Genomic DNA, 26,348 nt, shown 5'->3' with positions numbered 1-26,348 from the left:
CGGAAGGCTGAGCCCTCTGCCGGTTCGCCTTGCTGATGCGCAGGGCGATGACCCTCGCGCAGCGCCCACCGCGCGAGGAGGCTCCGCCGCCGGCGCTCGGTGTTCCCGTCAACGGCCGCTGGACGGCGCGCAATGGGCCCGCGACCAAGGTGCCCAGCCATACCCACAACCTCGCGCAGACCTACGCCATCGAACCTGCTTCAGCCCCGCCCGGGCCGGAACGGCCGACCGGTCGGATCCTTATGCGCCGTAGCCGGGTTGCAGACGCAGCGGACGAGCCGGACGTGGCCGTCGGGGGGTGGGCGAATCCGCATGGCTCCCGGCCGCGCCCTCAGCGCGGGTCGGCGGGGCCGCGCTGCGCCCGGCGCAGCCTGACCAGCAGGGTCACGGCCCGCAGTATGAAACCGGCGGCCGCGAGGAAGGCCGCGCAGGTGTACACCGCCGACTCCACCTCGCCGCCCAGGTCGAGGAACAGGGCGGGGCTCGCCACCGCGAAGAACAGCAGCGCGGCCACCGCGCAGCCGCTGGCCACGGCATAACCGATCTCCACCGTGATGGCGTCGCGTTCGTCCTGGCTGTGTGGTCGGGCCGTGCGCCGTCCCTGTTCCGGTCCCCTCATTCCGGCAGTCTTTCACCCCCCAAGGCCGGGTACGCAAGCGTCCGGCACGGGCGGCCGGGCGGCAGGGGGTGCGGATTCAGGCCGCGGGCGGTTCCGTGCGCGGGGGCCGGCCGGAGATGCCTGACGGATCCGGCCGGTCCGGTACCCGGAGCAGCGGGCTGGTGTGGCGGTGGAGCCAGGCGCGGTAGGCGGGGTTGGCCCGGATCAGCTGCTCGTAGGCGTCCTGGAGGTCGCAGAACAGGGCGTCGAGTTCGGCCGGGGGCAGCGAGCAGGGTCTCGACGCGAGGAACAGCCGGGCGGCCAGGGGGTCGCCGTGCAGAGGGCGCAGCACCGTGCCGGGCGCCGGGTCGGCGGTGGGCTGGCAGGGGCGTACGGCCTCGCCGGAGGCGACGAGTTCGGCGGCGGTGGTGCTGTCGCGGACGTGCACGAGACGGGGGTCGAGCCCCGCCGCGGTGAACGCGCCGCGCAGCGCGGCACATTCGTCGTCGGCCGTGGGGTCCACGATCCACGGCTCGTCGGCGAGGTCCGCCAGTCGCACGGCCGGCCGGTCCGCCGCCGGGTGCCCCGCGGCCAGGGCGACGAACCTCGGCTCGCGCGCGACGAGCACGCGTCGCTCCACCCCGGCCGGCATGGTCAGCGGGAAGCCGTCGAATTCGTGGATCAGGGCGATGTCGAGCTGGTTCGTCGCGAGCAGTTGCAGCAGGGTGTCCGCCGACACCTCTATATGGATCGTGGTGTCCGTGTCGGGCAGGCGTGCGTGGACGCGGCTCAGCCAGCCCGTCACGGCACGGCTGCCGATGCTGCCGATCCGCAGGCGCAGCCCGCCCGCGCCCGCCGCCGCGTCCCGCGCGGCCGTCACCAGCGCGGTCATCTCGGCCACGATGGGCCGCGCCCGGGACAGCACGGAGTGACCCAGCGGTGTCGGCCGGCTCCCCGTCTGGCCGCGGGTGAAGAGGAGGCCGCCGATGGCCCCTTCGATCCGGCGGAGCTGAGTGGTGAGGGAGGGCTGGGTCATGCCCAGCTGTAACGCCGCTTTACGCACACTTCCCGCGTCGGCTATGGCCAAAAGCGCACGGAGGTGCCTGACCTCAAGCTCCACGGGGGGAGCATAACCGCGCCTCGTGCGTCACACCAGACACAGCGGCGGGCAGGGTAGGTGATTACTCGGTGCTATGGCCACTTGGCATCATCCGCACCATTGATATCTCGTCAGAGACTCTCCGGGACCACAGAGTTCACCCGGTGAACCCCGGCCGCCTGTCCACCCCGTGCGGCCGACGGTTCTCGGAACGAATGGAGTCCCCCACATGAACCGCTCCACCATGGTGCTCTCGGCAGCACTCGGCCTCGGACTGGCCGCGAGCATGACGGCCGTGCCCGCCTCGGCGGCGACGGCCCACACCGACCGGCAGTACACGCAGTCCTCGTACGTCGGCTCGGCGGCCGAGGAGGCCAACAACAAGGCCTTCTTCGAGGCCGTGATGAAGTCCGCGAAGGCGAAGCAGGCCGCGAAGCCGGGCCTGCGCGGCGTCACCGTCGTCTACGACGCCAGCAGAGCCCCCAGCTTCGCCGCCCAGATAGCCGCCAGCGCGCGGATCTGGAACAGCTCCGTGAGCAACGTCCAGCTGCGTGCGGGCAGCAACGCGGACTTCAAGTACTACGAGGGCAACGACTCCCGTGGCTCCTACGCGAGCACCGACGGTCACGGGCGCGGCTACATCCTCCTCGACTACCGGCAGAACCAGCAGTACGACTCCACCCGCGTCACCGCCCACGAGACCGGGCACGTCCTCGGTCTGCCGGACCACTACTCCGGTCCGTGCAGTGAGCTGATGTCCGGTGGCGGCCCCGGCCCGTCCTGCCGGAACCCCAACCCCAACAGCGCCGAGCGCAGCCGGGTCAACTCGCTGTGGGCCAACGGCCTGACCGCGTTCGACAAGGACGCCTTCACCAAGGCGCACTGACCGCGCACCGTTCCACCGGGTCGCGCGCGCGGCCCGCGGGACGCCCGCGGGGGCGTCCGCCCGGCCCCGAAAGGGGCTCCCAAGTGGTCTCCCGCCGATCCGGCGGGGACCGCCCACGGCCTCTGGGCAAGATCGCCAACCGCCTCTGGGTGATCTTGCGGACGATCCCGTGACGCACGACGACGGCGGCCCGGCTCCTTCCCGGAACCGGGCCGCCGTCCCGTGCCAGCCACCCCCGGCCCGTCGAGGGCGCATACTGAGGCTGATGACGAAGCCAAGAGCGACCCGACGTTACTTGCCCACCAGCCCCTTCAACACCCCGCCCGTGACGCTTCCGGTCGAGCATTTCGCCGTAGGGGACCGCGTCACACACGACCGGTACGGTCTCGGACGGGTCATCGGCGTCGAGGACGGCATCGCCGTGCTCGTCGACTTCGCCTCACGCCAGGAGCGGATTCCGGGGCCCTTCACCAAGCTGACCAAGCTCTGACCGCACCTGTGGTGCCGCGGTTCACCTATCCGGAGGTGGGAGCCGCCGAGCGGGACATCCCGCCCGGCGGGTAACTCCCGCCTCCGCGTCCGTGTGGGCCCCCGCGCGAGGAAGCCGCCCGCGGGGCGAGCCGGGCGGCCTGACCCCGTACCGCCCTCGTGGGCCGCTGTGGGCTGCCGCGCGCCCCCTGTCCCACCGGCGTACGGAATCTCCTGTACCGCCCACCGGCGCTCTTGCGGGGGCCCGGTCGCTCGGCTTCGGTATCCCCGCCCTACCGCGTCCGGACCCACTTCGTACGGCCGGCGTGTAGGAGGCGACGAAAGAGGCGGAGCCGAGGCCCACGGCTACGGCGCGGCCGGTGCCTCGGCGGGCTCCGGGCGGCTCATGAGGAACGCCGCACCCGAGCCGGCGGCGAAGAGCGCGAAGACCGAGACGGCCGTGCCCAGCCAGGACGCGCCCAGCCACTGGCCGCCGAAGTAGCCGAGGCTCACGCTGTACGCCGCCCAGGTCAGCCCCGCCAGCGCGGACCAGGGCAGGAACTCGGCGACCCTGCGGTGCATCACCCCGGCGCCGAGGCTCACCACGGAGCGTCCTGCGGGCGCGAACCGGGCCAGGACGACGAGCGGGCCGCCGCCGCGCAGCAGCGCCGTGCCCAGCTTGGCCTGGGCCGCGGTCAGCCGGCGGGAGCGGGACATGGCGCGGTCGAAACGGTCGCCGCCCCGCCAGGCGAGACGGTAGGCGAACAGGTCACCGAGCACGGACGCGGTCGCGGCACACATCACCAGGGCGAACATGTGGGTGAATCCCGCGTGGCCCCGGGCGGCGTCGGCGGCCGCGTCGGCGGCGGTGCCCGCGGCGGCGGTGGCGGCGGTGATCACCAGGACCCCGCTCGGCAGCACCGGCAGGAAAACGTCGAGGAGAACGGACAAGCCGACAATCACATAAATCCATGGCGTGGTGGCCAACGCCCCCAGCTGCTCCAGCACGTCCTGATCTCCCGGTACGGTCCCCCGCCGCGACGTCGCAGGGGAGCGGCAGGGGCGGCCTTCACAACCGTACAGCGTACGCCTGGGGCGCCTGGGGCGTGGAATCGGGGGCTGTGATGTTGTACGCATCACGCACCCGGGAGGGACAAAAGGGGGCCCGGTCATGCGCCAGGAGGGGCCCGGCGGTGCCGGACCCCTCCTGTTTGACGTCCTGATGACGTCTTGTCGACGTCCTGCCGACGGCCGCGCGGGCGGCGTCGCGGCCGCTCGGGCCGTCAGACCGCGCTGGGGGTGCGCCGCGCGCCGGACGCCGGGGCGTCCGCACCACGGGAGCGGGAGAAGAGACGGTCCAGCGCGAAGGCGCCGGGACCGGTGAAGACGAGCAGGAAGAAGGCCCAGCAGAACATCGCCGAGGCCTCGCCGCCGTTCTGGATCGGCCACAGGCCGCCGCTCTGGTGCATGTCGAAGTAGGCGTAGGCCATGGAGCCGGAGGCTATGAAGGCCGCGCTGCGGGTGCCGAGGCCGAGCAGCACCAGACCGCCCCCGACGAGCTGGATGACCGCGGCGTACCAGCCGGGCCAGGTGCCGGCGGAGATGGTGCCGCCGCCGACCGCGCCACCGAGGACGCCGAAGAGGGACGCGGCGCCGTGGCAGGCGAAGAGCAGGCCGACCACCACGCGGAAGGCGGCCAGGACGTAGGGGCGGGCGGCGTCGAGCCGGGCGGTGAGCGCCGAGGCCGAAGACGTGGGGGGCATGGGTGGGGCTCCTCGTGACGGGGACGGGAAACGACGAGGGCTCCAGGTTAGGTACCCCTAACGATACTTGCAAGTTCAAGTTTCTTATTTCGTTCGCACGCGAGTCCTGGTATGCGCGGCCTCACGCCCGCTCTCGCGCCCGTCCGTACGCGCCTTCGTATCCACCTCCATGTCCAGCACCGCGTACAGCCGCTTGCCGGAGTCGTCCGCCTCCGTGCGCGCCTGGTCGAGCCGGAGTCGGGCCGCGCGGCCGCGCAGGGTCAGCGTCATCAGCTGGTTGCCGAACCAGGGGCCGCCGCCGACCCGGTCCCAGGTGAACGCCGGACGCCCCACCCGCCCGTGCCGCCTCAGCGCCCGCCCCAGCCAACGCCCCGGCCGGCTCCAGCCGAAACGGAAACCGAGCCGCACGGCGCTGTGGATGCTGTTGTGCACCGGGGAACAGGTGAGCTGGAGGACGCGGCTCCGCACGGTGTCCGGCAGGGTGGGCTCGGCGACGTACGCGTGGTGGACGTCACCGGCCAGCACACTGATCGTCGCCGGTGCGCCCGGCCCGCTGCCCGCCGCCGTGATCAGACCGGCCAGCTCGGTGAACGACGCGGGGAACGCCGCCCAGTGCTCCAGATCCGCCCGCTGGCGCATGGTTTCGGCCACGCGCGCCCACCTCGGCCCGCGCCCTCCGGCGCACAGGGCGGCGTTCCACACCTCCGCGTCGTGCACCGCCGGTGGCAGCAGCCAGGGCAGTGACGTACCGATGAGGAGGTGGTCGCAGGAGCCGGCACCGGCCAGCACCTCGCCGCGCAGCCAGTCCGCCTCGGCCGGGGCGAGCATCGCCCGGGCGTCCTCCCCGAGGACGCGGGAGGTACGGGTGTCGACCATCACCAGCCGCACGCGGCCGAAGTCACGGCGGTAGCTCCAGCGCGTCCCGGCCGGGTCGTCGTCGGCGCGGGCGGCGAACTCCCGCAGTGCCTCCGTCCCGTCCGGACCCGAGGTGACCGCCTTGTGCAGCTCGTCGCGGGCGAGGTCGGCGGGGGAGAGATTGCCCAGGTGCTGGTACACCCAGTACGACATCAGACCGCTGACCGCCCGCTCCCGCCACCACGGTGTCGCGCGCATCCGGGTCCGCCACGTCTCGCTGATGTTCCAGTCGTCGATGACGTCGTGATCGTCGAAGATCATCAGGCTGGGGACGGTGGAGAGCAGCCAGCGGACCTCCGGGTCGCGCCAGGACTCGTCGTAGAGCCGGGTGTACTCCTCGTAGTCCGCGACCTGGTGCCCCGGCGGCTCGGTGAGCGGGCGGCGCTCGGCGATCCAGCGGCGGGTGGCCTCGGAGGTCTTGTCCGCGTACACCTGGTCACCGAGCAGCACGAGGACGTCGGGCCGGTGGCCGGCGTCGCCGTCGGCCGCCTCGCGCGCCATGTCGCTCGCCAGGGTGTCGAGCGCGTCCGGCCCGAGCGGGCCGAGGCGTTTCAGCCGGGCCCGCGCCCCGATCCCCTCCTCCTCCGGCGGCGGCGCCGCCCACCGGCAGGACCCGAAGGTGACCCGCACGGTGTCGTCGGCGGCGCCGTCGGCACCGATCGCGGGCGTACGGATCGTGCTCCGGGGGAAGCGCGACCCGGCGAGCGGCCACACCGGCTCACCGTCGAGGAACACCCCGTACGCCGTCTCGCTCCCCGGGGTGAGACCCGTGACCGGCACCAGGGCGTAATGGTGACCGGCCACCTGCCAGGTGCGCGCCGCGCCGCCCGCGCCGTCGGCACAGCGGACCTCCGCCTCGCAGGGCCTGTCGCTCTCGACCCACACCGTGGCGCTCGTACCGCTCTCCCAGTCGACGTACCGCAGCAGCGGACCCAGCCGCAGCACTGCCGTCATGCCGGTCTCCCCTCCGTCATCCCGTACGGTACGAAACGAGGAAGGGGAGCGCGGAGTTTCCCGTTCCGGGTGAAGTGCCCGAGGTTCAGCAGCCGTTGAGGACGGCCGTCAGCTTGTTCTTCTCGGCGGGGTCGACGGTCAGCTTGTAGTGGTGCTTCACCGTGACCCACATCTGCGTGTACGTACAGGCGTAGGACGCCAGCGGCGGCATCCACTGCGCCGGGTCCTTGTCGCCCTTCGCCTGGTTCACCCGGTCGGTGACGGCGATCAGCTGCGAGTGGGTCAGGTCGTTGGCGAACGCCTGCCGCTGCGCGGTGGTCCAGGTGTTGGCGCCCGAACGCCACGCCTGCGCCAGCGGCACGAGGTGGTCGATGTCGATGTCCTGGGCGTCCTCCCAGGTGGCGCCGTCGTACGGCGAGAACCAGCGCCCCTGGACGGCGGCGCACTTGTCGTCCTGCTGCACGTCCTCGCCGTCGCGCTTGAGGACGACCTCGCGGGTGTTGCAGGTACCGCCCTGGCTGCTCCAGTGCGGGAACTTGCTGCGGCTGTAGCCGTCCATCGAGCCCTCGCTCTTGACCGTCAGCTCGCCCAGGTACGTACGGGCGGTCGCGGCGTCCACCGGGGCGGGCGGCGCGGCGTGGGCGGCCGGGCCGCTCAGGACGATCGCACCGACCAGGGCGGCGAGGCCGCCGCCGACGGCCGCACGACGCGCGTAGACGCCGCGCGGAGCAGAGGTGACGCGTATACCGGACATGGGAACTCCCTTTGGAGTGGGGGGTTGTCGGCCGTCGGAGCGCGGCCAGGATCGCGGCGAGACATTGCCGGGGGGTGGTCGCCGGGTAACAGCGTGGCGACGCGGCCATGTCAAAGCAAGAGGGAAGGAGCGTGATCCACCACTCGGCGGGCCGCGCGTCCGGTGTGACGGTGGTGGGCTGACACGCCGCCACCCGCCTTCCGGGAAGCTGTGGTTGACACGCCCGCCGCCAGTGCGCCCCGGCGGGGATGTCCGCCGCCCGTAGGGTGGCCGCGTGCCCGCCGTCGCAGTCGCCGCCGAAGTCCTGCTGCCCGTCGACACCGCCCTCGGGGTGGTGCTCGCCGCCCTGCTCGCCGCCGCGGTCACCGTCGCCGCGCTCGCCCGTCTCACCGGCGACCGGGGCCGTGGCTACGCCCGCCAGATCGCCGTCGCGGGGCTGCGCGCGGCCGCGCAGCTGGCGGTGGTCTCCGCGCTGATCGGCTGGGTGGTCCGGGCGGCCCCGCTGCTGCTGTGCTTCCTGCTGCTGATGTTCGCCGTCGCGGTACGGACGGCCGGGCGCCGCGTCACGGACAACGGCACGTGGTGGTGGGCGGCCGTGCCGATCGGGGCCGCGGTACTGCCGGTGGTCACCGTGCTGCTGCTGACCGGCCTCGTGCCGTACCGGGGCATCGCGCTGATCCCGGTCACCGGCATCCTCATCGGCGGCGGTCTGACCGCGACGGTCCTCGCCGGACGGCGCGCGCTGGACGAGCTGCGCACCCGGCACGGCGAGGTGGAGGCGGCCATGGCCCTCGGCTTCCTCGACCGCGAGGCCCGGCTGGAGATCGCCCGCCCGGCCGCCTCGGACGCCCTGCTGCCGGGCATGGACCAGACCCGGACCGTGGGCCTCGTCACCCTGCCGGGCGCCTTCGTGGGCATGCTGCTGGGCGGCGCCTCACCGCTGCTGGCGGGGGCGGTGCAGATGTTCGTGCTGGTCGCGCTGATGGCGGTGCAGGCGGTGGCGGTGGCGGTCACCCTGGAGCTGATCGCCAGGGGGCTCCTGCACCGGGACGCGGGCGGGGACGCGCTCGGCGCCGCGCGCGGTGATGCGCGTGGGGGGCCTCGCGGGGGCCCGCACCCGGGCTCGCGTGCGGGCTTGCGTGCGGGCTCGGCCAGGAGGCCGCGCCGGGGTGCCTGTACCCTGAAGGGAGCAGAAGGGGAGTAGCTCTTCGCCGGACCGTCGACATACTGCTGAGTTCGCTCAGCCGGCGCCCGGAGGCGGATGTTCTTCACCCGCCAGCGAGACCTTCGGCCGCAGTGTCCACGACGCTGCCGTGCCGAAGCGACCCCTGACCTCCACGCAGGCCCCGTCACTCGGTGCGCGCAGCCCCCACCGACAGAGGAAACCCTGTGTTCAGCTTCACCGTCGCCGCCCTGGTCTTCGGGGTCGTCTTCCTGGCCGAACTGCCGGACAAGACCGCCCTCGCCGGCCTGATGCTCGGCACCCGCTACCGCGCCGGCTACGTCTTCGTCGGCGTCGCCGCGGCCTTCGCCGTCCACGTGGCCCTGGCCATCGCCGCGGGCAGCGTCCTGACCCTCCTGCCGCACCGCCTCGTCCAGGCGGTCGTCGGCCTGCTCTTCCTCGCGGGCGCGGCGATGCTGCTGCTGAAGAAGGACGACGACGAGGAAGAGATCAAGAAGCCCGCCGACCAGTCCTTCTGGAAGGTCTCCGGCGCGGGCTTCATGCTGATCCTGGTCGCGGAGTTCGGCGACCTGACCCAGATCATGACCGCGAACCTCGCCGCCCGCTACGACGACCCCGTCTCGGTGGGCGTGGGCGCGGTCCTGGCCCTGTGGTCGGTGGCGGGCCTGGGCATCGTGGGCGGCCGCACCCTCATGAAGCGGGTGCCGCTGGCTTTGATCACACGGATCGCGGCGGTGCTGATGCTGGCGCTGGCGGGGTTCAGCCTGTACGAGGCCGTCGCGGGCTGAGCCCCGCCCGGCCCCCGGGGAAGGCCCCCACCACCGCCCGGAACCGGGGCCTCCCCGCCACGCGGTGGCGGCGCTTCACAGCGCCTCACCGCTCCGCCTGTTGGCTTCCCGCACCTTCCTGAGCAGGGCCTCGCGGGACCGGTGCCTGTTGCTGGAGGCGGCCTGCCGACCGCCGGGACTGCCGCTCAGAAGACCGATGCTTGTGACGGTAGGCCCGTAGGGCGCTGCTCTCTCCGGCGGTTCGAGCGCGGGCCCGAGCGCCCGGAAATCGACGATACGGCGCGTCCCGCAGTCGGAGCAGGTCATCACCCCGTCTGCCGTTACCCAGGCTTCCTCGGGATGCGGGCACCTGGGGCATGGCGGCCTGGACTCGTGCGCTCCGTCGCTCGTCGGTACCCGGGTTGGCTTGGCCGGTGGGCCGGGCCTCTCGGTTTCGTACGACCGGGCGACGGTTGGGTCTGCCAGCCGGGACGGTCGTCTGAGTAGGAGGTGGGTGAAGTAGCCCAGGATCGCCAGCAGTGCGGTGGCTTCGACGGCGGTCGGAACGGCAGTCACGAATGCTCCGCCCGGAGGTGTCGCCCCATCGCCACGGTCGTCACTTCTGCCATGTAGGTATTCCCCTGGCGGGCGGCCGCGTAGTGGTCCGACTTGATCACGGCGCACTGGTTGCAGGGCACCGGGGGAGAACTCTGCCGGGCTGGGAGTTGAGCCCCGCCGGGGGCGGGATCGGCTTCGTTGTGCATCGAGCCTCCTGATCCAGGCACTGCGGAGGAGAGCAGCACATGCACTCATGTACATGAGTGCATGTGCTGAGGGTGGCGCAACTCCTATGCGTGAGTCAACCCGTCCCCGCCTGCCCCCAGTTCAGTCGAGCGCGGGAATCCTGTACTCGAGGACGAATCGGTCTGCGGCCATCACGGTGTCGCAGACCTCAACCGCCTTGCCGTCGCTGGTCAATGCCTCCCGGACGAGATGGATCACCGGGGCTCCAGGGCTGAGCCGAAGGGCCGATGCTTCCTGCTTGGTGGCCAGGCGAGCGCGAACGGTTTCGACGTATTCAGCGAGGGAGTGACCATGTTCTTCGAGGCGAGCGTAGATGCCGCCTCCGCCCGGGTTCTCATCGAACAGTTCCGCGATGTTCTTCGCCACGGACCAGGGGAGGTAGGACGTGGCTTCCTCGGTGGGTGTGCCGTCGACGAAGTAGCGTCGACGCCGTGCGAGTACCCGCTCTCCGACGGGCACGTCCAGGCGTTCGGCGATCTCGGCCGGTGCTTCCGTCGGCCCCACGTACAACACGTGTACTTCCGGGGTGTGGCCCGCCTGCTCCGCTTCCGCCAGGTACGCGGCCTTGCCCGCCTTCCGGTGAGACCGGCGGAACCGGTCCGAGGACATCCTGCGGACAGGCGGAAGGCTCTTCACGTAGGAGCCGCGCCCATGGTGGGTCTCCACCAGTCCCGCCGTGCGCAGTTCGGCGATCGCCTTACGCACGGTCCCCTGCGACACTCCGTAGCGCCCCATGACGTCGGACTCACTGGGCACCTGGGTGCCGGGCTCCAAGGAGCCCGCGCGGATCTGCGCGGCCAGGTCATCCGCGATCTGCAGATAGCGTGGTTTGCCCGAGTCTCGTGAGGCCTCGCTGCCCATGAACCCCCGCCCTCCTATGCTCATCCGTATGAGTACGGCTGCCCAGTCTCGCAGGCCCACGCCACTCCACTCGGTCTCGGTGGCGGGCGCCGTCGTGCGCGAGGACGGGCGGGTCCTCGCGATCAGGCGCAGTGACAACGGGCGGTGGGAGCTGCCGGGCGGGGTGCTGGAGATCGATGAGGCGCCCGAGGAGGGAGCCCGCCGGGAGGTGCTGGAGGAGACCGGTATCGAGGTCGAGGTGGAGCGGTTGACGGGTGTCTACAAGAACATGACGCGCGGGATCGTGGCCCTGGTCTTCCGCTGCGCCCCCTTGGGCGGCACGGAGCGGACCTCCGATGAGTCCGTGGCTGTCTCCTGGCTGTCCCCGGATCAGGTGCGTGCGGCGATGAGCGAGGCGTACGCCGTGCGGATCCTGGACGCACTGAGTCCCGACGCTCCGCATGTGCGGATCCATGACGGCCATCGATTGATGCCGGTGGGGTGAAGACGAGTCGGTGACCGTCTCATCCGGAATCGGGGAACGCCCCGCGCTGCCCGCCGGGATCTGGGATTCTTGGCCCGACCCAGGAGGATGCCCATGACCCCCGGCTTCGGGCTCGTCGTGCGCTTCACGCTGCGCGACGCCGACGCGGCGGAAGCCTTCGACGGGCTGGTCTTCCGGACGTTGGAAGGGATCCGGCGGCATGAGCCGGGCACCGTCGTGTACGTGAACCACCGCGTCCCGAACGAGCCGGACGTGCGGATCTTCTACGAGCTGTACGCGAACCGTGCCGCGTTCGACGCACACGAACAGCAGCCGCACGTCAAGCACTTCCTCGCAGCGCGCGAGGAGTTCGTCTCCCGGACCGAGGTGACCTTCCTGGAGCGCGTCGACGGGACGTCGTGAGGCGGCCGGTGCCCCCGAAGGGGCGGTGCCGCGCGCCCAATGGGCCGGTTCAGGCGGACACTTCGCGGGCGACGACGTCGGTGAGCAGGGGGCCGCAGCCGTCCTGGCCGTCGGGGGTGAACCGCAGGACGCTCAGGTTCGTGGTGGGAACGCAGTCGAAGTGGAAGGTCTGCCAGTCACCGCCGTCGGGGACCGTGACGGTGACCGGCGGCAAGCCGTCGATGCCGGTCGTGAACCGGCGCCCGGCGGCGCCCGGCGTCACGCATCCGTACGCCGCACCCAGCTCGTTCGCCTTCGCGCGGAAAGTGACGCGTACCCCGGTCCCGGGCCGCGTCACCAGCGTGGTGGAGATGCCCCGGTAGGCACCGGCCTTGAGCATGCCGACGGCGTTCGACCCGTTGCCCGTTCCGGCGAGGTCCGCGCCGTAGGCGTTGATGCCCTCATTGCGCCAGCTCGGGAAGTAGGTGGGAAGGTTCCCCTGGTTGAACTGGTTGCCGCCGGAGACGAGGAACTGCGTCTGGAAGTGGGGGTTGTCGGTGAGGACGGGGCCGCCTTGGGGAGCGGGCAGCAGGGGGTGGAGGGCGTTCCTCCAGGCAGCGCTCATCTTGCCGTAACCGGTGAGGTTGGGGTGCACGTCGTCGCCCAGGTCGTCCGCGGCGCGCAGGACGTGTGCCATGTCGACGAAGTGCACCCGCCCGGCCCGCTCCTCCGCCACGGCTCGCACTTCCCGGTTGTAGGCGTCGATGTTCGCCTGGTAGACGGGATTCTTCGAGGGGATGATGGCGGCCAGCAGGATCCGCGTGTCCGGGCAGACGCGCAGGATGTTGTCGACCAACTCCCGCAGCTGCCCCGGCGCCTGGGCCGCCGAGAAGGCGTCGTACATGTTGTTGGTGCCGATGTGCAGCAGGACCCAGTCGGGGGCGGCGGGCGGAAGCTGTTGTGGCACCTGCGCGTTGATCGCCTCGATGCGGATGCCGGACGTGCCGAAGTGGTCGGGGTCCCCGTCCGGCTGGACCAGGTCCTTGCGGGAGCCGACGAAGTCGATGTCGTGGCCGAGCCGGTGCAGTGCCTTGAACAGATCCTCCCGGTAGCCGACCCAGGTCGCCGTTCCCCAGCCCTCGGTGATCGAGTCGCCCATCGGCAGGATCCTGACCGGCCGGGGCGGGGCGTCGGCGTCGTGCTGGACGATGTCGCTGTTCCGGGTGCTCACGGACATGACGGCTCATTCCGTACGGGGCAGGGGTCCCTGCCCACTACACGCGAGGTCCGGCGCCTTCGCACCTTCGCTCGCCCCGGACGGGTGACGCGCCGGCGCGGCCTCAGCCCCGCCTCAGCTCCGGCGGCAGCACCGGCGGGTTGCCCTGCGTCCAGACGATGTGCAGGTCGGCGCGTCGCAGCCGCCAGCCGTCCACGGTCCACACCAGGTCGTTGTCCGTGCGGCCGCCGGAGAGGAACAGGCCGCCGTCACCGGCGAGCACATGGGTGCTGAGCTGGTTGCCGCGCAGGCTCGCGCGGTCACCATCCACCTCGATGACGTAGTTGGAACCGAAGTGCACGGTGCGGTCGAAGAGCCGCATCGCGGTGCGCACGTTCTCGAGGACGGCGTTCCGCCCCCGCACCGACCCGGCGGGGGTCGTGGTGGTGGCGTCCTCGGTGAAGAACGACGCGGCCCACGACGCGTCGAACTTCCGGTCGTCGAGGGACCGTAGGTAGCGGTCGAACAGGTCCGTGATCTCGGCGCGCTGGAGCAGGGCCCGGATGTCGGTGTACGGCGTCTCGTCGGTCATGCGGAGGAGCATGTGCCCTCAACCTTGGTCGAGGTCAAGCGAGCCGCCGCCGTCACACCCCCGCGCCGCACCGGTCGCGGCGTGCCGCCGCGTGCCACGCCGCGAGGAGACGTTCGTACATCCTCCGCTCCGACCTGGTCAGCAGGCCCCGGCGCGTGGCCAGGAAGGCGCGGATGGTGTCGTTTATCTCCTCGGGTGACAGCTGGCCGGTGGTCGGGTCGAGTGACATGGGGCCAGGCTACGAGCAGAAGGGCGCCTTAAACCCCCAGACTCGATCAAGTTCGCGGAACGCTCATCAAACGGTCATCAAGACGAACGCTGATCGAGACCCGTGGCAGCTTCTTACCCGACGGTCAGCACGATCCCGCCGTCCGGCCCCGCCGTGACCCGGACCTGCCGCAGGTCCGTGACGTGGGCGTCCGGCGCGTACGCGGCGGCGCGCGGGCCGACGCCCACGACGCGCATGCCGGCCGCCTTGCCCGCCGTGATGCCCGCCTCGGAATCCTCGAAGACCACGCAGTCGGCCGGGGCGAAGCCCAGGGCGGCGGCGCCCTTGAGGAAGCCCTCCGGGTCCGGCTTGCTCGCGCCGACGCTCTCCGCCGTGACGCGGACCTCGGGCATCGGCAGGGCCGCCGCGCCCATGCGGGCCTCGGCCAGGCCGCGGTCGGCCGAGGTCACGAGGGCGTGCGGGAGACCGGCGAGGGCGGCCATGAAGGCCGGGGCGCCGGGCACGGGGACGACGCCGTCGAGGTCGGCGGTCTCCGCCGCGAGCATGCGGCGGTTGTCCGCGTGGTTCTGCTCCATGGGGCGGTCCGGGAGGAGGACGGCCATCGTCGCGTAGCCCTGGCGGCCGTGGACGACCTTCATCACCGCGTCCGCGTCCAGGCCGTGCTCACCCGCCCACCGGCGCCAGCAGCGCTCCACGACGGCGTCGGAGTTGACGATCGTGCCGTCCATGTCCAAAAGCAGGGCGCGGGCGGTCAGCGTGGTCGGGGCGGGGGTGTTGGCCGGCATCGGCGGACTCCAGGGCGCGGGAGAAGACAAGTGGCCCCGCCCGCCGGTCAGGGTATACGGACGGAGCCACTTTGTTTCTTCACGATACAAAAAGGGCACCGGGAACGCCAATGCCCCTGGTCGCGGCGGTCCCGGGGCTGCCAATGGCCTATCCCGGCGGGCCGGACGCGCGGATCCGGATCACGATGGAGGAACGCGTGGCGCCGAGCGCCCGCGGGACCCGAACCGAGCCGGCGCCGCCCGCCGGAACCGCGTCGCATCCGAGGAGCGCCCATGGCGGAGGACACCCCGGGCCGAGCCGAGCACCCCCCGGAGGCCGCACCGGCGGGGGAGGGGCCGTACGTCCCCGGCGAGGGGCAGTCCACGCGCACCGTCCTGGTCGCGATCGGCGCGCTGCTGCTGGGGCTGCTGCTGGCGGCGCTCGACCAGACGATCGTCTCCACCGCGCTGCCCACCATCGTCAGCGACCTCGGCGGTCTCGAACACCTCTCCTGGGTCGTCACCGCCTATCTGCTCGCCTCCACCGCCGCGACCCCGCTGTGGGGCAAGCTCGGGGACCAGTACGGGCGCAAGAGGCTCTTCCAGATCGCCATCGTCATCTTCCTCGTCGGCTCCGCGCTGTGCGGCGCCGCGCAGAACATGCCGCAGCTCATCGGTTTCCGGGCGCTGCAGGGGCTCGGCGGCGGCGGGCTGATCGTGCTGTCGATGGCGATCGTCGGCGATATCGTGCCGCCCCGCGACCGCGGCCGCTACCAGGGGCTGTTCGGCGCCGTCTTCGGCGGTACGAGCGTGCTCGGGCCGCTGCTCGGCGGCTTGTTCGTGGACCACCTCAGCTGGCGCTGGGTGTTCTACATCAACCTGCCCATCGGCATCGTCGCGCTGCTCGTCATCGCCGCCGTCCTGCACATCCCCGTCCGCCGCACCCCGCACCGCATCGACTACCTCGGCACGTTCCTCATCGCCGCCGTGGCCACCTGCCTGGTGCTGATGACCTCGCTCGGCGGGGTGAGCTACCCGTGGGGGTCCTGGCAGATCATCGGCCTCGGGGTGCTGGGCGTCGGGCTCCTCGTACCCTTCGTGCTCGTGGAACGGCGCGCGGCCGAACCCGTCCTGCCGCTGCGGCTCTTCACGATCCGCACCTTCGCGCTCTGCTCGGTCATCGGTTTCGTCATCGGCTTCGCGATGTTCGGCTCCATGACCTACCTGCCGACGTTCCTCCAGGTCGTCCAGGGCGTCTCCCCGACCATGTCCGGGGTGCACATGCTGCCGATGGTGGCCGGCATGCTGATCTCCTCCACCGCGTCCGGCCAGATCGTCAGCCGCACCGGCCGCTACAAAGCCTTCCCCATCGCCGGCACCGGGCTGACCGCCCTCGGGCTGCTCCTGCTGCACCAGCTCGACCCCGCCAGCGGTGTCGGCGAGATGAGCGCCTACTTCTTCGTCTTCGGCTTCGGGCTCGGCCTGGTCATGCAGGTGCTCGTGCTCATCGTGCAGAACTCCGTCGGCTACCAGGACCTCGGCGTCGCCACCTCCGGCGCCACGTTCTTCCGTTCCATCGGCGCGTCCTTCGGCGTCTCCATCTTCGGCACGATCTTCGCCAACAAGCTCGGGCCGCGCATCGTCGACGCCCTCGCCGGTACGAAGCTGCCCGCCGGCGTCAGCCCGGAACGGCTCCAGGGCGACCCGCGCGCCGTCTCCGCACTGCCGCCGGGCGAACGGTCGGGGGTGCTCGACGCCTACTCCGTCTCGATCACCGACGTGTTCCTCTACGCGGTGCCCGCCATGGCCGTCGCCTTCGTCCTCGCCTGGCTGCTCAAGGAGGAACCGCTGCGCGGCAGCGTCACCGCCCCCGACACCAGCGAAGTGCTCTCCAGCAACCCCGTCGAGCGCTCCTCGCGGGACGAGTGCGCCCGCGCGCTGTCCGTCCTGGGCAGCCGCGAAGGCCGCCGCAAGGTCTACGAGAAGATCACCGAACGGGCCGGGCTGGAACTGCACCCCGCCTCCAGCTGGATGCTGCTGCGCATCAATCGCTTCGGATCCGCCGAGCCCGCGATGCTCGCCGAGCGGGTGCCCGTGCCGCTACGGGTCATCACCGAGGCCGCACGGGAGCTGGAGGTGCGCGGCCTGGCCGTCCGCGAAGGGCTGCCGCTCGTCCTCACCGAACGCGGCCGCGACGTCGCGGCCGAACTCTTCCGGGCCCGCGAGGAATCCCTCGCGGAACTGCTCGGCGACTGGTGGTCGCCGAACCGTCCCACCGACCTCATGGAACTCGTGCGGGAACTGAACGGCGAACTCTGCGGCTCCGACGCCGAACAGCCCCACAACGGCCAGACGGGCGACCACCGGCGCAAGTCGTAGGGAACGGCGGCGCCGGTGTGCCGTGCTGCCGGCGCGGTCAGCCGAGCAGCTCCCGGGAGGCCAGGGCGGTGCCCTCGACCCGGGCACGGATCTTGGCGAACGCGATGTCGCGGGAGGTGGAGGTGTCGTCGGCGAACGGTGCGAAACCGCAGTCGTCGCACGTGCCCAGGCGATCGACGGGCAGATGGCGGGCGGCGGCCAGGACCCGGTCACGGACCTGCTCGGGAGTCTCGACGCGCGGGTCGATCGGGTCGGTGACGCCGATGAACACCCGGGCGTGGCCGGGCAGCTGGTCGGCGAGGACGCCGAGGGCCTTCTCCGGATCCGGCTCACTGGCCAACTGGACGTAAAAAGCGCCCACGTTCAGCCGCAGCAGCCCGGGCAGCAGGGCGGTGTAGTCCACGTCGAGGCTGTGCGTGGAGTCCTGGTCGCCGCCGGGGCAGGTGTGCACGCCGATCCTGGCCCGCTCGGCGGCGGAGAAACGCTCCAGGACCCGGTTGTTGAGCGCGATGAACTGCTCCAGCAGACCACCGCCCGGATCCAGCTTCAACGCGAGGCGGGCCTCGGTGAAGTCGAGCTGGACGCTGTGCGCGCCGGCCTCCAGACAGCCGCGGATGTCGGCCTCGGCCTCGGCGGTGAGATCGTCGAGGAACGCTTCGCGGGGGTAGCCGTCGATGCCGTCCGGGGGGTAGAGCAGGCTGAGCGCCGAGGGGGCGATGACGGCCTGTTTGACGGGGACGCTCGCGTGCCGGAGCGCGGCCCGCAGATAGCTGTCGGCGCGCACGGCGTAGCGCAGCGGTCCGGCCGTCAGACGGGGCAGCTGCCGCTGGTGCCCGTCGGCGAACGGGATGACGGCGCCGTCGGGTGCCAAGTGCTCCAGCCCGGCGAGGGGGTAGGTGGCGAAGCTGGGCTTGGACTGCTCGCCGTCGGTGACGACCGGGGAGCCGGTCTGCTCCAGGCGGCGGATGGTGTCGCGGACGGCGGCGTCCCGGGCGGCCGCGAGTTCGTCGTCACCGATCCGGCCGTCGGCATGGGAGGCCATGGCCGCGAGCAGCTCGGCGGGCCGGGGCAGGCTGCCGATGGGTTCGGTGGGGATCCCCACGGAGGTCCGGGTCACGGGCGGACCTCCAGCTGCACCTGTCCGTCGCTTCCCCGCAGACCGGCACCCAGACACTCGGTGGGCAGCCCCTGGGGCAGCGCGGGCACCGTCCGCCACGCCGACTGCCCCTTGCCGCGCCCTTCGGTGACCCGGCCCGTCAGCCTGACGAACTGGACGCCGAGGAGACGGACCGTGGTGCCGTCCTCGTAGGTGATCGAGGACTGTTTCCCGTCGGCGTAGTGGACGGTTTCCGAGAGGCGCGCGCCACTCAGCGTGAGGCAGGACGTCGACGGCGACACCCCTTCGAGCGAGCTGGTGGCCCGCACGACCCGGCCCGGCGCGACGGTGCACGTGTAGTGGGAGGCCACCGAGACGCGTGCCGGGCGTGGCGTGAGGGTCAGGGGTGGATCGTAGGTACTCTCGCCGGTGCCCGTGCACAGGACGGTCTCCGTGTGTCGGCCCGCGTCGCCTTGGTGCCCGCCCGTGCCGGCCCGACCCGCCGGAGCCCACACCAACGACGAGCCCACCAGGGCCAGGGCACTCAACGCCACCGCCGCACCACGCCCACCGACCATGCGTCCTCCAGGGAGTCCGGATCTGCTACCGGCCCTTGCCTACCCCCCGGTCGCCTCCGCCGCCCCCCGCGCTCGCAGCGGGCCGGCCGCGCACGTACCACCCCGTGCGCGGGGTTCGTGTCACGTGCACCGCGTGACCGAGCGTGAGCCGTCGTCGTGGACTCGTCACCCGGCGTAATGGGTAGGGAAGCACGAGCGGGAACGTGACTCCCACCGTCGGCCCCACCCGATCGAAGGTGCCTCAATGAACGAAATCGCCGCCAAGCGACTCGTCTTCGCCATGCTGGACACGGACGGGGACGGGGTCGTCTCGAAGGACGAGTACGCCGCGCGGGCCCGGCGGGTGACGCTGGCCGCGGGCCGCGAGGCGGACGACCCCCTGGTCGTCACCGCGCTCGCGGCCGGCGAGCGCGCCTGGGCGGCGATGGACGCCGACGGCGACGGCGGGGTGACCTTCGAGGAGTACGCGGCATGGGCGGGCGCCGAGGCGTTCGACACCGTCTGCGAGCCCGTGCTCGGCGCCCTGTTCGACCTCGTCGACGCGGACGGGGACGGTGCCTTGGACCTGCCGGAGTTCACGACGCTGCGGACGGCGCTGGGGAATCCGGTCGACAACATCAAAGCGGCCTTCGACGCGCTGGACGCCGACGGCGACGGGCGCGTCGGCCGTGACGACTACCTCGCCTCGGTCCGCGCGCATGTCGTCGGGGACGACTCGCCTATGGGGGCGGCGCTGTATGGCGGGGGAGCGGCGTAGGCCTGTGCCGGCGGGTTTTTCGGCGGGGGGCTGTCGTGCCGGTTGCGGGCTGTCGTGTCGGCTGCGGGCCGTCTTGGCCGCCTGCGGCGGCGGGCGCCCTGCGGGCGCGTCCTCAATCGCCGGACAGGCTGCTGGGGCTCAGCCACATCAAGCCCGTCCGGCGATTGAGGACAGAGCTCAGCAGCCCGTCCGGGGGCCGAGGCATCCGTGGCTGATCCGCCGGACAGGCGTCAGGCGTCAGGCGTCAGGCCAGTTCCTTGGCAAGCCAAACCTCCGCGTACGGGCTCTCGTTGTAGCGCGGGATGGGCAGATAGCCGTGCCGGGCGTACAGGGCCCGGGCCTCCACCAGGTCCATCCGGGTGTCCAGGACGATACGCTCCACGCCCCACGCGCGCGCCGCCTCCTCGGCGGCGCCGAGCAGTACGGCCGCGCCGCCGAGACCGCGCTTCGTGGGACGTATGTACATGCGCCGCAACTCGGCCGTACGGGCGTCCAGCCGCCGCAGCCCCAAGCACCCCGCCTGTTCGCCGCCGTGCCGGCCGACCAGTAGTACGCCGTGCGGCGGGGTGAGGTCGTCGCTCGGGTCCTCGGCGAGGTGACGGTCGATCTCCTCGGGCGTGGCGGACCGGTCGTGGTTCAACTCGTACCAGCGGTCGGCCACATCGATGAGGTACTCACGCAGCAGGACGGCAGACTCGGCGGAGCCGACCGGCTCCGGGCCGACGGTCCAGGGCAGGCGGGTGGTCGCGGCATCGGTCATGCCGGGATCCTCGCACGTGGGACGCGTGTGACGCCCGGGAATTCGCCGGCGGGAGCGGGCGGTCCTGCCCCCGCCGGAGTGCGCGGCGGTCAGCCGTTCTTCGGCGCCGCCTGCTGAACGACCTCGAAGGACCACAGCGTGGAGCCGGACGCGGCGGGCTTCTGCTTGGGGGCGCCGTCCCCGCCACCCTCGCCACCACCGTGCGAGGCCTTCATCGAGCCGTTCATCCACGCCTGGAAGTCCTCCTCGCTGCGCCAGCGCGTGTAGACGAGGTAGGTGTCCGTCCCCTCGACGGGCCGCAGCAGCTCGAACCACTCGAAGCCGTCGGAGTTCTCGACGGAACCGGCCCGCGCGGCGAACCGCTTCTCGAGCGTCTCCCGCTGCTCTGCGGGGACGGTCAGCACGTTGATCTTTACGACGCTCACATGACACCTCTCATCGGGAGAGCCCCTGGCGGGCCCCCGCTCCGGACCGTGTGGGTGCAGTCTCCTACATCAGCCGGTCAAAGCGTCGTGAGGACGTTTCGTCGCTGACCGCCCGGAATGCCTGCCCTCAGGTGCCCCGGAAGCCCCGGATGAACAACGTGCCCGTGCGCCGGGTGCCCGGGGGCGGGGCGATCACGGAGGCGGACACGTCCGCGTATCCGTGCTCCTGGAGGATCAGAGCCCACACATCCGCCTCGTAGTCCCACCGCTTGACGACAGCAGGGTCCTCGTCGGGCCCGCGCGGGATGTACGACGCCTGGCAGCCGTAGCACCCTTCGACCGGGGGGCGCTGGGACATGGCGAACACACCGCCGGGCTTGAGGTTCGCGTGGATGATCGGCAGCAGCAGGCCGGGGTCCGAAAACCAGCCCGCACCGAAGACGCTGTAGATCGCGTCGAAGACCGTACAGGTATCTCCTAGGTAAGCGAGCGCGTCACCCTGGTGCAGCTCCAACCCCTCGACGTCCGACCACCTGTCCCGCGCCTTCGCGAGTTGCCTTGGAGAGAGGTCGACGCCCACAGCCCGCACGCCGAGGCGGGCGAGGTGGGCCGCGTTCCCACCGGCACCGCAGCCGAGGTCAAGCGCGATCTCACCCGGCTTCAAGGCGAGTACTTCGGCCCCCGGGCCGTGGTCGGCGTACTGAGTCCAGTTGAACCACGTGGACTCGCCACGGGCGTTCGTCGTGCGCCGTTGGTGCTTGGTCTGCGCGTACTCGTCCCAGGCGGCGCTACGGGTGTCGGACACTTCGGTTCCGTTCTCGTCCACGGGCCGGCCGCCCGGCGTCCTGGCCGGGCGGCCGGCCCCCGGGGCTATTTGTTCACGGGGCTGTCGGTGCATCCAGCGTGGCACTGCGAGCAGTCCGCCACTTCCATTCCGGGCCAGAACTCGGGGTCGACTTCGAACCCGGCCGCTTTGATCGCGGCCGTCGTCGCCGCCATCGCCGTCCTTCCCTCCTCGGGGCCGGGGCCGGCCCCGTCGTCGGGAACGTGGTGGATGAAGTCCACGCCGAGGGACCTGGAGAACGCGATGTAGGGAACCGTCCGCTGGAGGAACCGGTGCCAGAACAGGTCTACGCGGAGCGAGGGCGTCAGCGGGATGTCGGAGACCGTGCCGGCGGCCAGGAAGGCCACCATCTGGTTCACACCGCGCTCACCCATCTCGTCGGTGAGGTCGGGCCAGTCCTTGCGCACGTCCTTGATGAGGAGGGCCCGAAGGTCGCCGCTGATGAGGCCGAGAGTCTCGGTCGGGTGCCGGCGGGTGATAGTCACGTCTGTGCCTTCCTGGTCGGATGGTGCGCGAACGTGGGGGCCTTACACGCGGTGCCTGGGGCACTCGCACGGGGGCCAAGCGGCAGACGCCGCCGGGCTGGTTGGCTTTTCGCTCCGGGCACTGGGGTGGGCGACCTGGGCGCCCCAGGTGCGGCCCGAGTCGCGGGAGACACGCACGGTCATGGAGACACGTCCGGTCCCCGCCTTCTCCTCTGCACCCATCACGGTCATTGCGAACCCCTCGCTGTCTGTCGTTGGTGAGCTAGATGTTCGCCTCTCGACGCGGATCACCGCGACGACGCATCAGGCGTCTCGTGGGCGTCACTCAGAGGGGTGTTATTGACGCCCCGAGGGCGTCAATTGGGTGTCATTAAGAGTCACTTCGGTCTAACTTCGACGTCATGACGACGACCGCTGCGGTGCCGAATGGTGTGCTGCGGGCCGTGCGTATCGGCCTGCGCCTAAGCCAAGACGACTTTGCCAAGGCGCTCCGCCGGGCGGGTGCGGAACTGGGAGAGCCGAACGAGGCTTCCAAGCGTCTGGTGCAGCGTTGGGAGTCCGGCACGAGCAAGACGCCTCGGGGCGTGTACGCCAGGGCATTGGAACGGGTCACCGGCCGTCCGGTCGAGGCCCTGGGGTTCACTCTGCCGGTGCCGATGGCACGGGTGCACACAGATGGGAAGGGAGGGCATGACATGGAGACCGGTGCGGGTGATGTCACTTCTGCCGCAGTGGGCGTCCAGCCCGCCGCGCAGACGGCTGAGGAGACGTTCTCGGGGGTGTGGCTCAGCCGCTACGAGTTCTTCTCTTCGAGCCGGGGTGATTCGTACGAAGGCAAGCACTACGTAGTGATCGTCCAGCACGGAAACCGGCTGACCGCTCAGAGCCTGCCCGGTGCGAGTGGCAATCCGGACAGCCCCCTCACGTTGGACCTGACCGTTGACCGCAACGTGGTCACGGGTACATGGGTCGAGCAGACGGCCGCAGACGGCTACTACAACGGGGCCCGTTACCACGGTGCCATTCAGCTCCTGGTCGAGCCGACCGGTCGGCGCATGGCCGGGAAGTGGGTCGGCTTCGGTAAAGACTTCGATGTGAACACCGGCCCATGGGAACTGCGGCTGGTGGACCGGTCCACCAGCAAGGCGACGCTGGAGCGGCACAGCCGGCCGCCGGAGTAGCGTGAGGGCGCTCGTGGAGCCGTGTGCTCCGTTCGTATGTGCCGCGAGCTGATGGCGTCGCCCACTCCCTGGCGAGCAGCGGGGGAACCACGGTCAGCACGGCGTTCACCGGCGCCCGCTCCCGCATCCGCGGAGAAGGCGCCCGCAGGTGCGAACCGTTGCCGGCGTCGGCACGGGCCGTCGGGTCAGCCCGTCTGGGGCCTCGGGCGGCCCGAGCCGAGGTCGGACAGGACCGTGCCGAGCTGTTGGAACGTCAGCGGGGGTGCGGGGAGTGGGCGGGCGGCCTCGGGGCGCAGGCCGTCGAAGAGGAGGGCGAGCTGGCGGCGCCAGGAGTCGGGGGCGACGGCGGCGGAGGAGGGGACGCAGCGGCCGACGGCGGCGAGGGCGAAGAGGAGGTCCTCGGCGACGATGTCGGGGCGCATCGTGCCCTGCTCCTGGGCGCGGCGGACGAGCAGGCCGACCGTCTCGTGGTTGTGCTCGCGCAAGGCGGCCAGCGTCGGGCCGGCCGGGATGGCGGTGGTCATCAGGTCGATGGCGCCCCGGTCGGCGGCCAGGCCTTCGAAGACCGCCTCCATGTAGCCGACGAGGGCCGCCCAGGCGTCCTCGGCCCGCCGGGCCTCCTCGCCCAGCCGCAGCCCCGCGCTGAGGGTGTCGTGGAAGACCGCCTCGATGAGGTCCTCGCGGGCGGGGAAGCGCCGGTAGAGGGTGGCGTTGCCCACTCCCGCCCGGCGGGCGATGTCGTCGAGGGGGGCCTCCAGGCCCTGTTCGGCGAACAGCTCGCGGGCCGCCGCGATCAGCAGCTCCCGATTGCGTTGCGCGTCGCGCCGCAGGGGTGGCGGCTTGTCTGCACCGGTGCTCATGGTGCGCACCCTAACAAGTGTGGACTCATCCCCGTTTGTGACGTGTCCGGACGATCCCGTCGCGGGCGGCGAAATCCGGACAGCTGTGGGAGGTTGTCAGGTGACCCGGGGGTGACCTGCGTCTGTCCCTCAGGACTCAGTAAGGTCTCAAACAGCCCTACGAGGCTGACCGAGCTGGGCGAACTGGAGGAGCGGCGGGGCGTGGCGAATGCGGAGCGGGGCGAGCTGGGAAGCCCGCCGAGAGCGGTCTCGCGAATCGGCGTGGCCCTGGGAGCCCTCTGGCTGCTCGCCGGGCTGCTGGCCGTCCGTCAGGCGGCGGCGGTACTGCGGCTGCCACCCGAGCGCCGCCTCACCGACCTCGAACGATGGATCGGTGACAACGGTGTCCTGCACGTACGCGGCTCGCTGTACGACAAGGACGGCTTCACCGGAACCCCCTTCGCCGGCCTGGTGCTCAAACCCCTGACCCGGGCCGCCGAGCAGAGCCTCGGCATCGCCTTCACCTTCGGCACCCTGCTGCTCGTCGTCGCCCTCGCCCTCGTCGCCGCCCGCGCCCTGCCCGGCCCCGTCTCCCGGCGCACCGCCCTGCTCGCCACCCCGGTCGCGATCAGCCTGACCGTGCTGTCGCTGCCCGTACGCAACACCTTCACCCTCGGCCAGACCAGCATCCTCCCCGTCCTGCTCGTGCTCCTGGGGTGCTGCCTGCCCAAGGCGGCGCGGGGCACCGGGCGCACCACCGGCGTCCTCGTCGGCCTCGCGGCGGCACTGCAGCCCGTCGTCCTGCTCTTCGCGCCGCTGCTGTGGCTGACCGGACGCCGCCGCGCGGCCCTCACCACCGGCGTCACCTTCGTGGCCTGCTCCGCGCTGGCCTGGGCGGCCATGCCGGACGACTCGTGGACGTACTGGGTGCACCACATCGCCGGGGCCGGTCTCGGCCAGGCGCCCGACGGGCTCGCCAACCAGTCCCTGCACGGCCTGCTGCTCCGGATCGGCCTGCGCGGCCCCGTCGAGCTGACGCTGTACGCGCTGCTCGCCGCCGCCGTCGTGGTGCTCGGCCTGCGCCGCGCCGTGCGTTACGCCGAGGACGGGCAGACGCTGCTCGCGATCGCCATCACCGGCTGCGCCGCCGTCGCCGTCTCGCCCACCGCCTGGCAGCACCAGCAGCTGTGGATCCTGCTCGCCGTCGTCGGCCGGGTCGGCAAGCGGCGCGCCGACCGGCTGGTGTGGCCCGTGCTCATCGTGCTCGTCATGACGCTCACGAGCACCGCCCTGATGCCGCACAACCGCGTCCAGGGGCCCATCGCCGACAACGCCCCCCTGCTCGCCGCCCTCATCGCGGCCTGCGCGGTGCCGTTCCTGACGCGCACCTCGCCGCTGTGGGAGAAGCCGCTGCCCACCCCGGTCGGCGAGCCGCGGCCGGGCCGCTTCTCCTGGGTGCCGCTGCTGCGCTTCTGGAAGCGCCCGCTGTCCCGCCCGAACGTGCTGCTGGAACTGATGCTGATACGCGCCGGTTACTGGCTCTACTCCTTCATCCGCTCCGAGGTGCCCGACGAACGGGCCCTCGCGGAGTCCCACGGCCGGCAGATCCTCGGCGCCGAGCAATTCCTGCACATCGACGTCGAGCACGGCTTCAACCGGTTCGTGTCGGGCATCGGCTGGCTCACCGACAGCATGAACTACTACTACGGCACCTTCCATTTCCTGGTGCCGGTCTCCCTGCTCGTCTATCTGTATCTGCGCCGCCCCGGCACCTACCGCTGGGCGCGCACCGCGCTGTCGCTGGCCACGCTCATGGCGCTCATAGGCTTCTGGGCCTACCCGCTGGCCCCGCCGCGGCTCATGCCGGGCCTCGGCTACGTCGACACCGCCAACGGGCCGCAGGACCTGGAGAACCCCGACTTCGGCGCGCTGACCGAGCTGTCCAACCAGTACGCGGCGATGCCCTCGCTGCACATCGGCTGGTCGCTGTGGTGCGGCGTCGTCATCGCCGTCATCGCGCCGAAGCTGTGGATGAAGGTGCTCGGCCTGCTCTACCCGCTGCTGACGTTCTCCGTGATCATCGGCACCGCCAACCACTACGTACTGGACGCGGTCGGCGGCGCGCTGGTCGTCACCGCCGGGTTCGCCATCCAGTACGCGCTGTGCGGCCCGAGCCGCATGGAGGAGGCGCCCCCGCCCGCGCGCCCGCGGGGTGAGGACGCCGAGCGGAAGGAGACGGCCGAAGTCGCCGGCTGAGCGGGCCACTCCCTTCGGAGGGGCCCGACG

Annotated in this window: 29 protein-coding genes; 10 read left to right on the top strand and 19 right to left on the bottom strand. The window is 71.6% G+C overall.

Translation table 11 applies throughout. From position 1 onward, the window contains the following. Nucleotides 1-331 precede the first annotated feature (331 nt). Both ACZ6MA_RS02595 and ACZ6MA_RS02590 read right to left on the bottom strand, forming a co-directional pair. Nucleotides 332-619: a DUF6332 family protein gene (locus ACZ6MA_RS02595; RefSeq protein ID WP_469430444.1), complete on the bottom strand. Its 288-nt coding sequence runs from the start codon at nucleotides 617-619 to the stop codon at nucleotides 332-334. 76 nt (nucleotides 620-695) lie between these two features. Continuing rightward, nucleotides 696-1,718, bottom strand: a complete 1,023-nt coding sequence (locus tag ACZ6MA_RS02590; RefSeq protein ID WP_469430442.1) for a LysR family transcriptional regulator — start codon at nucleotides 1,716-1,718, stop codon at nucleotides 696-698. A gap of 208 nt (nucleotides 1,719-1,926) precedes the next feature. Between ACZ6MA_RS02590 and snpA the strand changes: the two genes are divergently transcribed. Both snpA and ACZ6MA_RS02580 read left to right on the top strand, forming a co-directional pair. Continuing rightward, nucleotides 1,927-2,583, top strand: a complete 657-nt coding sequence (gene snpA / locus ACZ6MA_RS02585) for a snapalysin (RefSeq protein ID WP_469430441.1) — start codon at nucleotides 1,927-1,929, stop codon at nucleotides 2,581-2,583. A gap of 265 nt (nucleotides 2,584-2,848) precedes the next feature. After that, a complete protein-coding gene (locus ACZ6MA_RS02580; protein WP_130877559.1) occupies nucleotides 2,849-3,073 on the top strand; it encodes a hypothetical protein in 225 nt (74 codons plus the stop codon). A 344-nt stretch (nucleotides 3,074-3,417) separates the two neighbouring features. Here the strand turns inward: ACZ6MA_RS02580 and ACZ6MA_RS02575 are convergent, their stop codons facing one another. The 4 genes from ACZ6MA_RS02575 to ACZ6MA_RS02560 form a co-directional block, all read right to left on the bottom strand. After that, nucleotides 3,418-4,059: a DedA family protein gene (locus tag ACZ6MA_RS02575; protein WP_469430440.1), complete on the bottom strand. Its 642-nt coding sequence runs from the start codon at nucleotides 4,057-4,059 to the stop codon at nucleotides 3,418-3,420. A 275-nt stretch (nucleotides 4,060-4,334) separates the two neighbouring features. Beyond that, nucleotides 4,335-4,814, bottom strand: a complete 480-nt coding sequence (locus ACZ6MA_RS02570; protein WP_469430439.1) for a DoxX family protein — start codon at nucleotides 4,812-4,814, stop codon at nucleotides 4,335-4,337. A gap of 84 nt (nucleotides 4,815-4,898) precedes the next feature. Then, nucleotides 4,899-6,683: an alkaline phosphatase D family protein gene (locus tag ACZ6MA_RS02565; protein WP_469430437.1), complete on the bottom strand. Its 1,785-nt coding sequence runs from the start codon at nucleotides 6,681-6,683 to the stop codon at nucleotides 4,899-4,901. Nucleotides 6,684-6,768: 85 nt separating this feature from the next. Beyond that, a complete protein-coding gene (locus tag ACZ6MA_RS02560) occupies nucleotides 6,769-7,437 on the bottom strand; it encodes an HNH endonuclease family protein (protein WP_469430436.1) in 669 nt (222 codons plus the stop codon). 274 nt (nucleotides 7,438-7,711) lie between these two features. Between ACZ6MA_RS02560 and ACZ6MA_RS02555 the strand changes: the two genes are divergently transcribed. Together ACZ6MA_RS02555 and ACZ6MA_RS02550 are read left to right on the top strand one after the other, a co-directional pair. After that, the gene (locus ACZ6MA_RS02555) at nucleotides 7,712-8,641 is read left to right on the top strand and encodes an ABC transporter permease (RefSeq protein ID WP_469430434.1); all 930 of its coding nucleotides are present in this window, start codon (nucleotides 7,712-7,714) and stop codon (nucleotides 8,639-8,641) included. Nucleotides 8,642-8,826: 185 nt separating this feature from the next. After that, entirely contained in the window at nucleotides 8,827-9,408 is a 582-nt protein-coding gene (locus ACZ6MA_RS02550) for a TMEM165/GDT1 family protein (protein ID WP_469430433.1), read from the top strand. Nucleotides 9,409-9,483: 75 nt separating this feature from the next. Here the strand turns inward: ACZ6MA_RS02550 and ACZ6MA_RS02545 are convergent, their stop codons facing one another. Both ACZ6MA_RS02545 and ACZ6MA_RS02540 read right to left on the bottom strand, forming a co-directional pair. Then, entirely contained in the window at nucleotides 9,484-10,200 is a 717-nt protein-coding gene (locus ACZ6MA_RS02545; RefSeq protein ID WP_469430432.1) for a DUF6255 family natural product biosynthesis protein, read from the bottom strand. A gap of 72 nt (nucleotides 10,201-10,272) precedes the next feature. Then, a complete protein-coding gene (locus ACZ6MA_RS02540; protein WP_469430431.1) occupies nucleotides 10,273-11,052 on the bottom strand; it encodes a GntR family transcriptional regulator in 780 nt (259 codons plus the stop codon). Between the two features lie 16 nt (nucleotides 11,053-11,068). Here ACZ6MA_RS02540 and ACZ6MA_RS02535 point away from each other — a divergent pair, with 16 nt between their 5' ends. After that, nucleotides 11,069-11,536 (top strand): NUDIX hydrolase, encoded by a 468-nt coding sequence (locus tag ACZ6MA_RS02535; RefSeq protein ID WP_469430430.1) that lies wholly within the window; start codon nucleotides 11,069-11,071, stop codon nucleotides 11,534-11,536. A 93-nt stretch (nucleotides 11,537-11,629) separates the two neighbouring features. Further along, complete coding sequence (locus tag ACZ6MA_RS02530; RefSeq protein ID WP_469430428.1) at nucleotides 11,630-11,938, top strand: putative quinol monooxygenase; 309 nt, start codon at nucleotides 11,630-11,632, stop codon at nucleotides 11,936-11,938. Between the two features lie 49 nt (nucleotides 11,939-11,987). Here ACZ6MA_RS02530 and ACZ6MA_RS02525 read toward each other — a convergent pair whose 3' ends face one another. From ACZ6MA_RS02525 to ACZ6MA_RS02510, 4 genes are all read right to left on the bottom strand, one after another. Continuing rightward, nucleotides 11,988-13,154 (bottom strand): SGNH/GDSL hydrolase family protein, encoded by a 1,167-nt coding sequence (locus ACZ6MA_RS02525; protein ID WP_469430427.1) that lies wholly within the window; start codon nucleotides 13,152-13,154, stop codon nucleotides 11,988-11,990. Between the two features lie 103 nt (nucleotides 13,155-13,257). After that, nucleotides 13,258-13,725 carry a nuclear transport factor 2 family protein gene (locus tag ACZ6MA_RS02520; RefSeq protein ID WP_469430426.1) on the bottom strand — a complete coding sequence of 156 codons (468 nt, stop codon included), beginning with the start codon at nucleotides 13,723-13,725 and terminating at the stop codon, nucleotides 13,258-13,260. A 52-nt stretch (nucleotides 13,726-13,777) separates the two neighbouring features. Further along, nucleotides 13,778-13,954: a hypothetical protein gene (locus tag ACZ6MA_RS02515; RefSeq protein ID WP_469430424.1), complete on the bottom strand. Its 177-nt coding sequence runs from the start codon at nucleotides 13,952-13,954 to the stop codon at nucleotides 13,778-13,780. Between the two features lie 113 nt (nucleotides 13,955-14,067). Then, entirely contained in the window at nucleotides 14,068-14,739 is a 672-nt protein-coding gene (locus tag ACZ6MA_RS02510; RefSeq protein WP_469430423.1) for an HAD-IA family hydrolase, read from the bottom strand. A gap of 273 nt (nucleotides 14,740-15,012) precedes the next feature. Here ACZ6MA_RS02510 and ACZ6MA_RS02505 point away from each other — a divergent pair, with 273 nt between their 5' ends. Further along, complete coding sequence (locus ACZ6MA_RS02505) at nucleotides 15,013-17,097, top strand: MDR family MFS transporter (RefSeq protein ID WP_469430421.1); 2,085 nt, start codon at nucleotides 15,013-15,015, stop codon at nucleotides 17,095-17,097. Nucleotides 17,098-17,134: 37 nt separating this feature from the next. Here ACZ6MA_RS02505 and ACZ6MA_RS02500 read toward each other — a convergent pair whose 3' ends face one another. Both ACZ6MA_RS02500 and ACZ6MA_RS02495 read right to left on the bottom strand, forming a co-directional pair. Continuing rightward, the gene (locus ACZ6MA_RS02500) at nucleotides 17,135-18,199 is read right to left on the bottom strand and encodes a cobalamin-independent methionine synthase II family protein (protein ID WP_469431171.1); all 1,065 of its coding nucleotides are present in this window, start codon (nucleotides 18,197-18,199) and stop codon (nucleotides 17,135-17,137) included. Between the two features lie 11 nt (nucleotides 18,200-18,210). Then, complete coding sequence (locus ACZ6MA_RS02495) at nucleotides 18,211-18,771, bottom strand: hypothetical protein (RefSeq protein ID WP_469430419.1); 561 nt, start codon at nucleotides 18,769-18,771, stop codon at nucleotides 18,211-18,213. A 244-nt stretch (nucleotides 18,772-19,015) separates the two neighbouring features. On the opposite strand from ACZ6MA_RS02495, the gene ACZ6MA_RS02490 reads away from it, so the two are divergent. Beyond that, complete coding sequence (locus ACZ6MA_RS02490; RefSeq protein WP_469430417.1) at nucleotides 19,016-19,528, top strand: EF-hand domain-containing protein; 513 nt, start codon at nucleotides 19,016-19,018, stop codon at nucleotides 19,526-19,528. A gap of 244 nt (nucleotides 19,529-19,772) precedes the next feature. Here ACZ6MA_RS02490 and ACZ6MA_RS02485 read toward each other — a convergent pair whose 3' ends face one another. The 4 genes from ACZ6MA_RS02485 to ACZ6MA_RS02470 all read right to left on the bottom strand — a co-directional run bounded on the left by ACZ6MA_RS02485 (nucleotide 19,773) and on the right by ACZ6MA_RS02470 (nucleotide 22,042). Then, the gene (locus ACZ6MA_RS02485) at nucleotides 19,773-20,288 is read right to left on the bottom strand and encodes a GNAT family N-acetyltransferase (RefSeq protein WP_469430415.1); all 516 of its coding nucleotides are present in this window, start codon (nucleotides 20,286-20,288) and stop codon (nucleotides 19,773-19,775) included. A gap of 89 nt (nucleotides 20,289-20,377) precedes the next feature. Further along, nucleotides 20,378-20,713, bottom strand: a complete 336-nt coding sequence (locus ACZ6MA_RS02480) for an antibiotic biosynthesis monooxygenase family protein (protein WP_469430414.1) — start codon at nucleotides 20,711-20,713, stop codon at nucleotides 20,378-20,380. 127 nt (nucleotides 20,714-20,840) lie between these two features. Continuing rightward, nucleotides 20,841-21,518 carry a class I SAM-dependent methyltransferase gene (locus ACZ6MA_RS02475; protein WP_469430412.1) on the bottom strand — a complete coding sequence of 226 codons (678 nt, stop codon included), beginning with the start codon at nucleotides 21,516-21,518 and terminating at the stop codon, nucleotides 20,841-20,843. 65 nt (nucleotides 21,519-21,583) lie between these two features. Further along, nucleotides 21,584-22,042: a glycine-rich domain-containing protein gene (locus tag ACZ6MA_RS02470; protein WP_469430411.1), complete on the bottom strand. Its 459-nt coding sequence runs from the start codon at nucleotides 22,040-22,042 to the stop codon at nucleotides 21,584-21,586. A 401-nt stretch (nucleotides 22,043-22,443) separates the two neighbouring features. Between ACZ6MA_RS02470 and ACZ6MA_RS02465 the strand changes: the two genes are divergently transcribed. Continuing rightward, nucleotides 22,444-23,223 (top strand): helix-turn-helix domain-containing protein, encoded by a 780-nt coding sequence (locus ACZ6MA_RS02465; RefSeq protein ID WP_469430410.1) that lies wholly within the window; start codon nucleotides 22,444-22,446, stop codon nucleotides 23,221-23,223. 185 nt (nucleotides 23,224-23,408) lie between these two features. Here ACZ6MA_RS02465 and ACZ6MA_RS02460 read toward each other — a convergent pair whose 3' ends face one another. Continuing rightward, nucleotides 23,409-24,083, bottom strand: a complete 675-nt coding sequence (locus ACZ6MA_RS02460) for a TetR/AcrR family transcriptional regulator (protein WP_469430408.1) — start codon at nucleotides 24,081-24,083, stop codon at nucleotides 23,409-23,411. Between the two features lie 201 nt (nucleotides 24,084-24,284). Between ACZ6MA_RS02460 and ACZ6MA_RS02455 the strand changes: the two genes are divergently transcribed. Next, a complete protein-coding gene (locus ACZ6MA_RS02455) occupies nucleotides 24,285-26,318 on the top strand; it encodes a bifunctional glycosyltransferase 87/phosphatase PAP2 family protein (RefSeq protein WP_469430406.1) in 2,034 nt (677 codons plus the stop codon). Nucleotides 26,319-26,348 lie beyond the last annotated feature (30 nt).

This window comes from Streptomyces sp. NPDC042259 (assembly GCF_055582085.1).
This window is presented reverse-complemented; position numbering and strand designations above follow the sequence as displayed.

What these genes read in the sequence shown, in the direction of transcription:
- ACZ6MA_RS02510 (WP_469430423.1), bottom strand. Translation starts at nt 14,739, where the DNA reads ATGCCGGCCAACACCCCCGCCCCGACCACGCTGACCGCCCGCGCCCTG.
- ACZ6MA_RS02490 (WP_469430417.1), top strand. Translation starts at nt 19,016, where the DNA reads ATGAACGAAATCGCCGCCAAGCGACTCGTCTTCGCCATGCTGGACACG.
- ACZ6MA_RS02485 (WP_469430415.1), bottom strand. Translation starts at nt 20,288, where the DNA reads ATGACCGATGCCGCGACCACCCGCCTGCCCTGGACCGTCGGCCCGGAG.
- ACZ6MA_RS02560 (WP_469430436.1), bottom strand. Translation starts at nt 7,437, where the DNA reads ATGTCCGGTATACGCGTCACCTCTGCTCCGCGCGGCGTCTACGCGCGT.
- ACZ6MA_RS02595 (WP_469430444.1), bottom strand. Translation starts at nt 619, where the DNA reads ATGAGGGGACCGGAACAGGGACGGCGCACGGCCCGACCACACAGCCAG.
- ACZ6MA_RS02525 (WP_469430427.1), bottom strand. Translation starts at nt 13,154, where the DNA reads ATGTCCGTGAGCACCCGGAACAGCGACATCGTCCAGCACGACGCCGAC.
- ACZ6MA_RS02495 (WP_469430419.1), bottom strand. Translation starts at nt 18,771, where the DNA reads ATGGTCGGTGGGCGTGGTGCGGCGGTGGCGTTGAGTGCCCTGGCCCTG.
- ACZ6MA_RS02535 (WP_469430430.1), top strand. Translation starts at nt 11,069, where the DNA reads ATGCTCATCCGTATGAGTACGGCTGCCCAGTCTCGCAGGCCCACGCCA.
- ACZ6MA_RS02540 (WP_469430431.1), bottom strand. Translation starts at nt 11,052, where the DNA reads ATGGGCAGCGAGGCCTCACGAGACTCGGGCAAACCACGCTATCTGCAG.
- ACZ6MA_RS02570 (WP_469430439.1), bottom strand. Translation starts at nt 4,814, where the DNA reads ATGCCCCCCACGTCTTCGGCCTCGGCGCTCACCGCCCGGCTCGACGCC.
- ACZ6MA_RS02460 (WP_469430408.1), bottom strand. Translation starts at nt 24,083, where the DNA reads ATGAGCACCGGTGCAGACAAGCCGCCACCCCTGCGGCGCGACGCGCAA.
- ACZ6MA_RS02565 (WP_469430437.1), bottom strand. Translation starts at nt 6,683, where the DNA reads ATGACGGCAGTGCTGCGGCTGGGTCCGCTGCTGCGGTACGTCGACTGG.
- snpA (WP_469430441.1), top strand. Translation starts at nt 1,927, where the DNA reads ATGAACCGCTCCACCATGGTGCTCTCGGCAGCACTCGGCCTCGGACTG.
- ACZ6MA_RS02505 (WP_469430421.1), top strand. Translation starts at nt 15,013, where the DNA reads ATGGCGGAGGACACCCCGGGCCGAGCCGAGCACCCCCCGGAGGCCGCA.
- ACZ6MA_RS02515 (WP_469430424.1), bottom strand. Translation starts at nt 13,954, where the DNA reads ATGTCACTCGACCCGACCACCGGCCAGCTGTCACCCGAGGAGATAAAC.
- ACZ6MA_RS02530 (WP_469430428.1), top strand. Translation starts at nt 11,630, where the DNA reads ATGACCCCCGGCTTCGGGCTCGTCGTGCGCTTCACGCTGCGCGACGCC.
- ACZ6MA_RS02580 (WP_130877559.1), top strand. Translation starts at nt 2,849, where the DNA reads ATGACGAAGCCAAGAGCGACCCGACGTTACTTGCCCACCAGCCCCTTC.
- ACZ6MA_RS02520 (WP_469430426.1), bottom strand. Translation starts at nt 13,725, where the DNA reads ATGACCGACGAGACGCCGTACACCGACATCCGGGCCCTGCTCCAGCGC.
- ACZ6MA_RS02545 (WP_469430432.1), bottom strand. Translation starts at nt 10,200, where the DNA reads ATGAGTGCATGTGCTGCTCTCCTCCGCAGTGCCTGGATCAGGAGGCTC.
- ACZ6MA_RS02465 (WP_469430410.1), top strand. Translation starts at nt 22,444, where the DNA reads ATGACGACGACCGCTGCGGTGCCGAATGGTGTGCTGCGGGCCGTGCGT.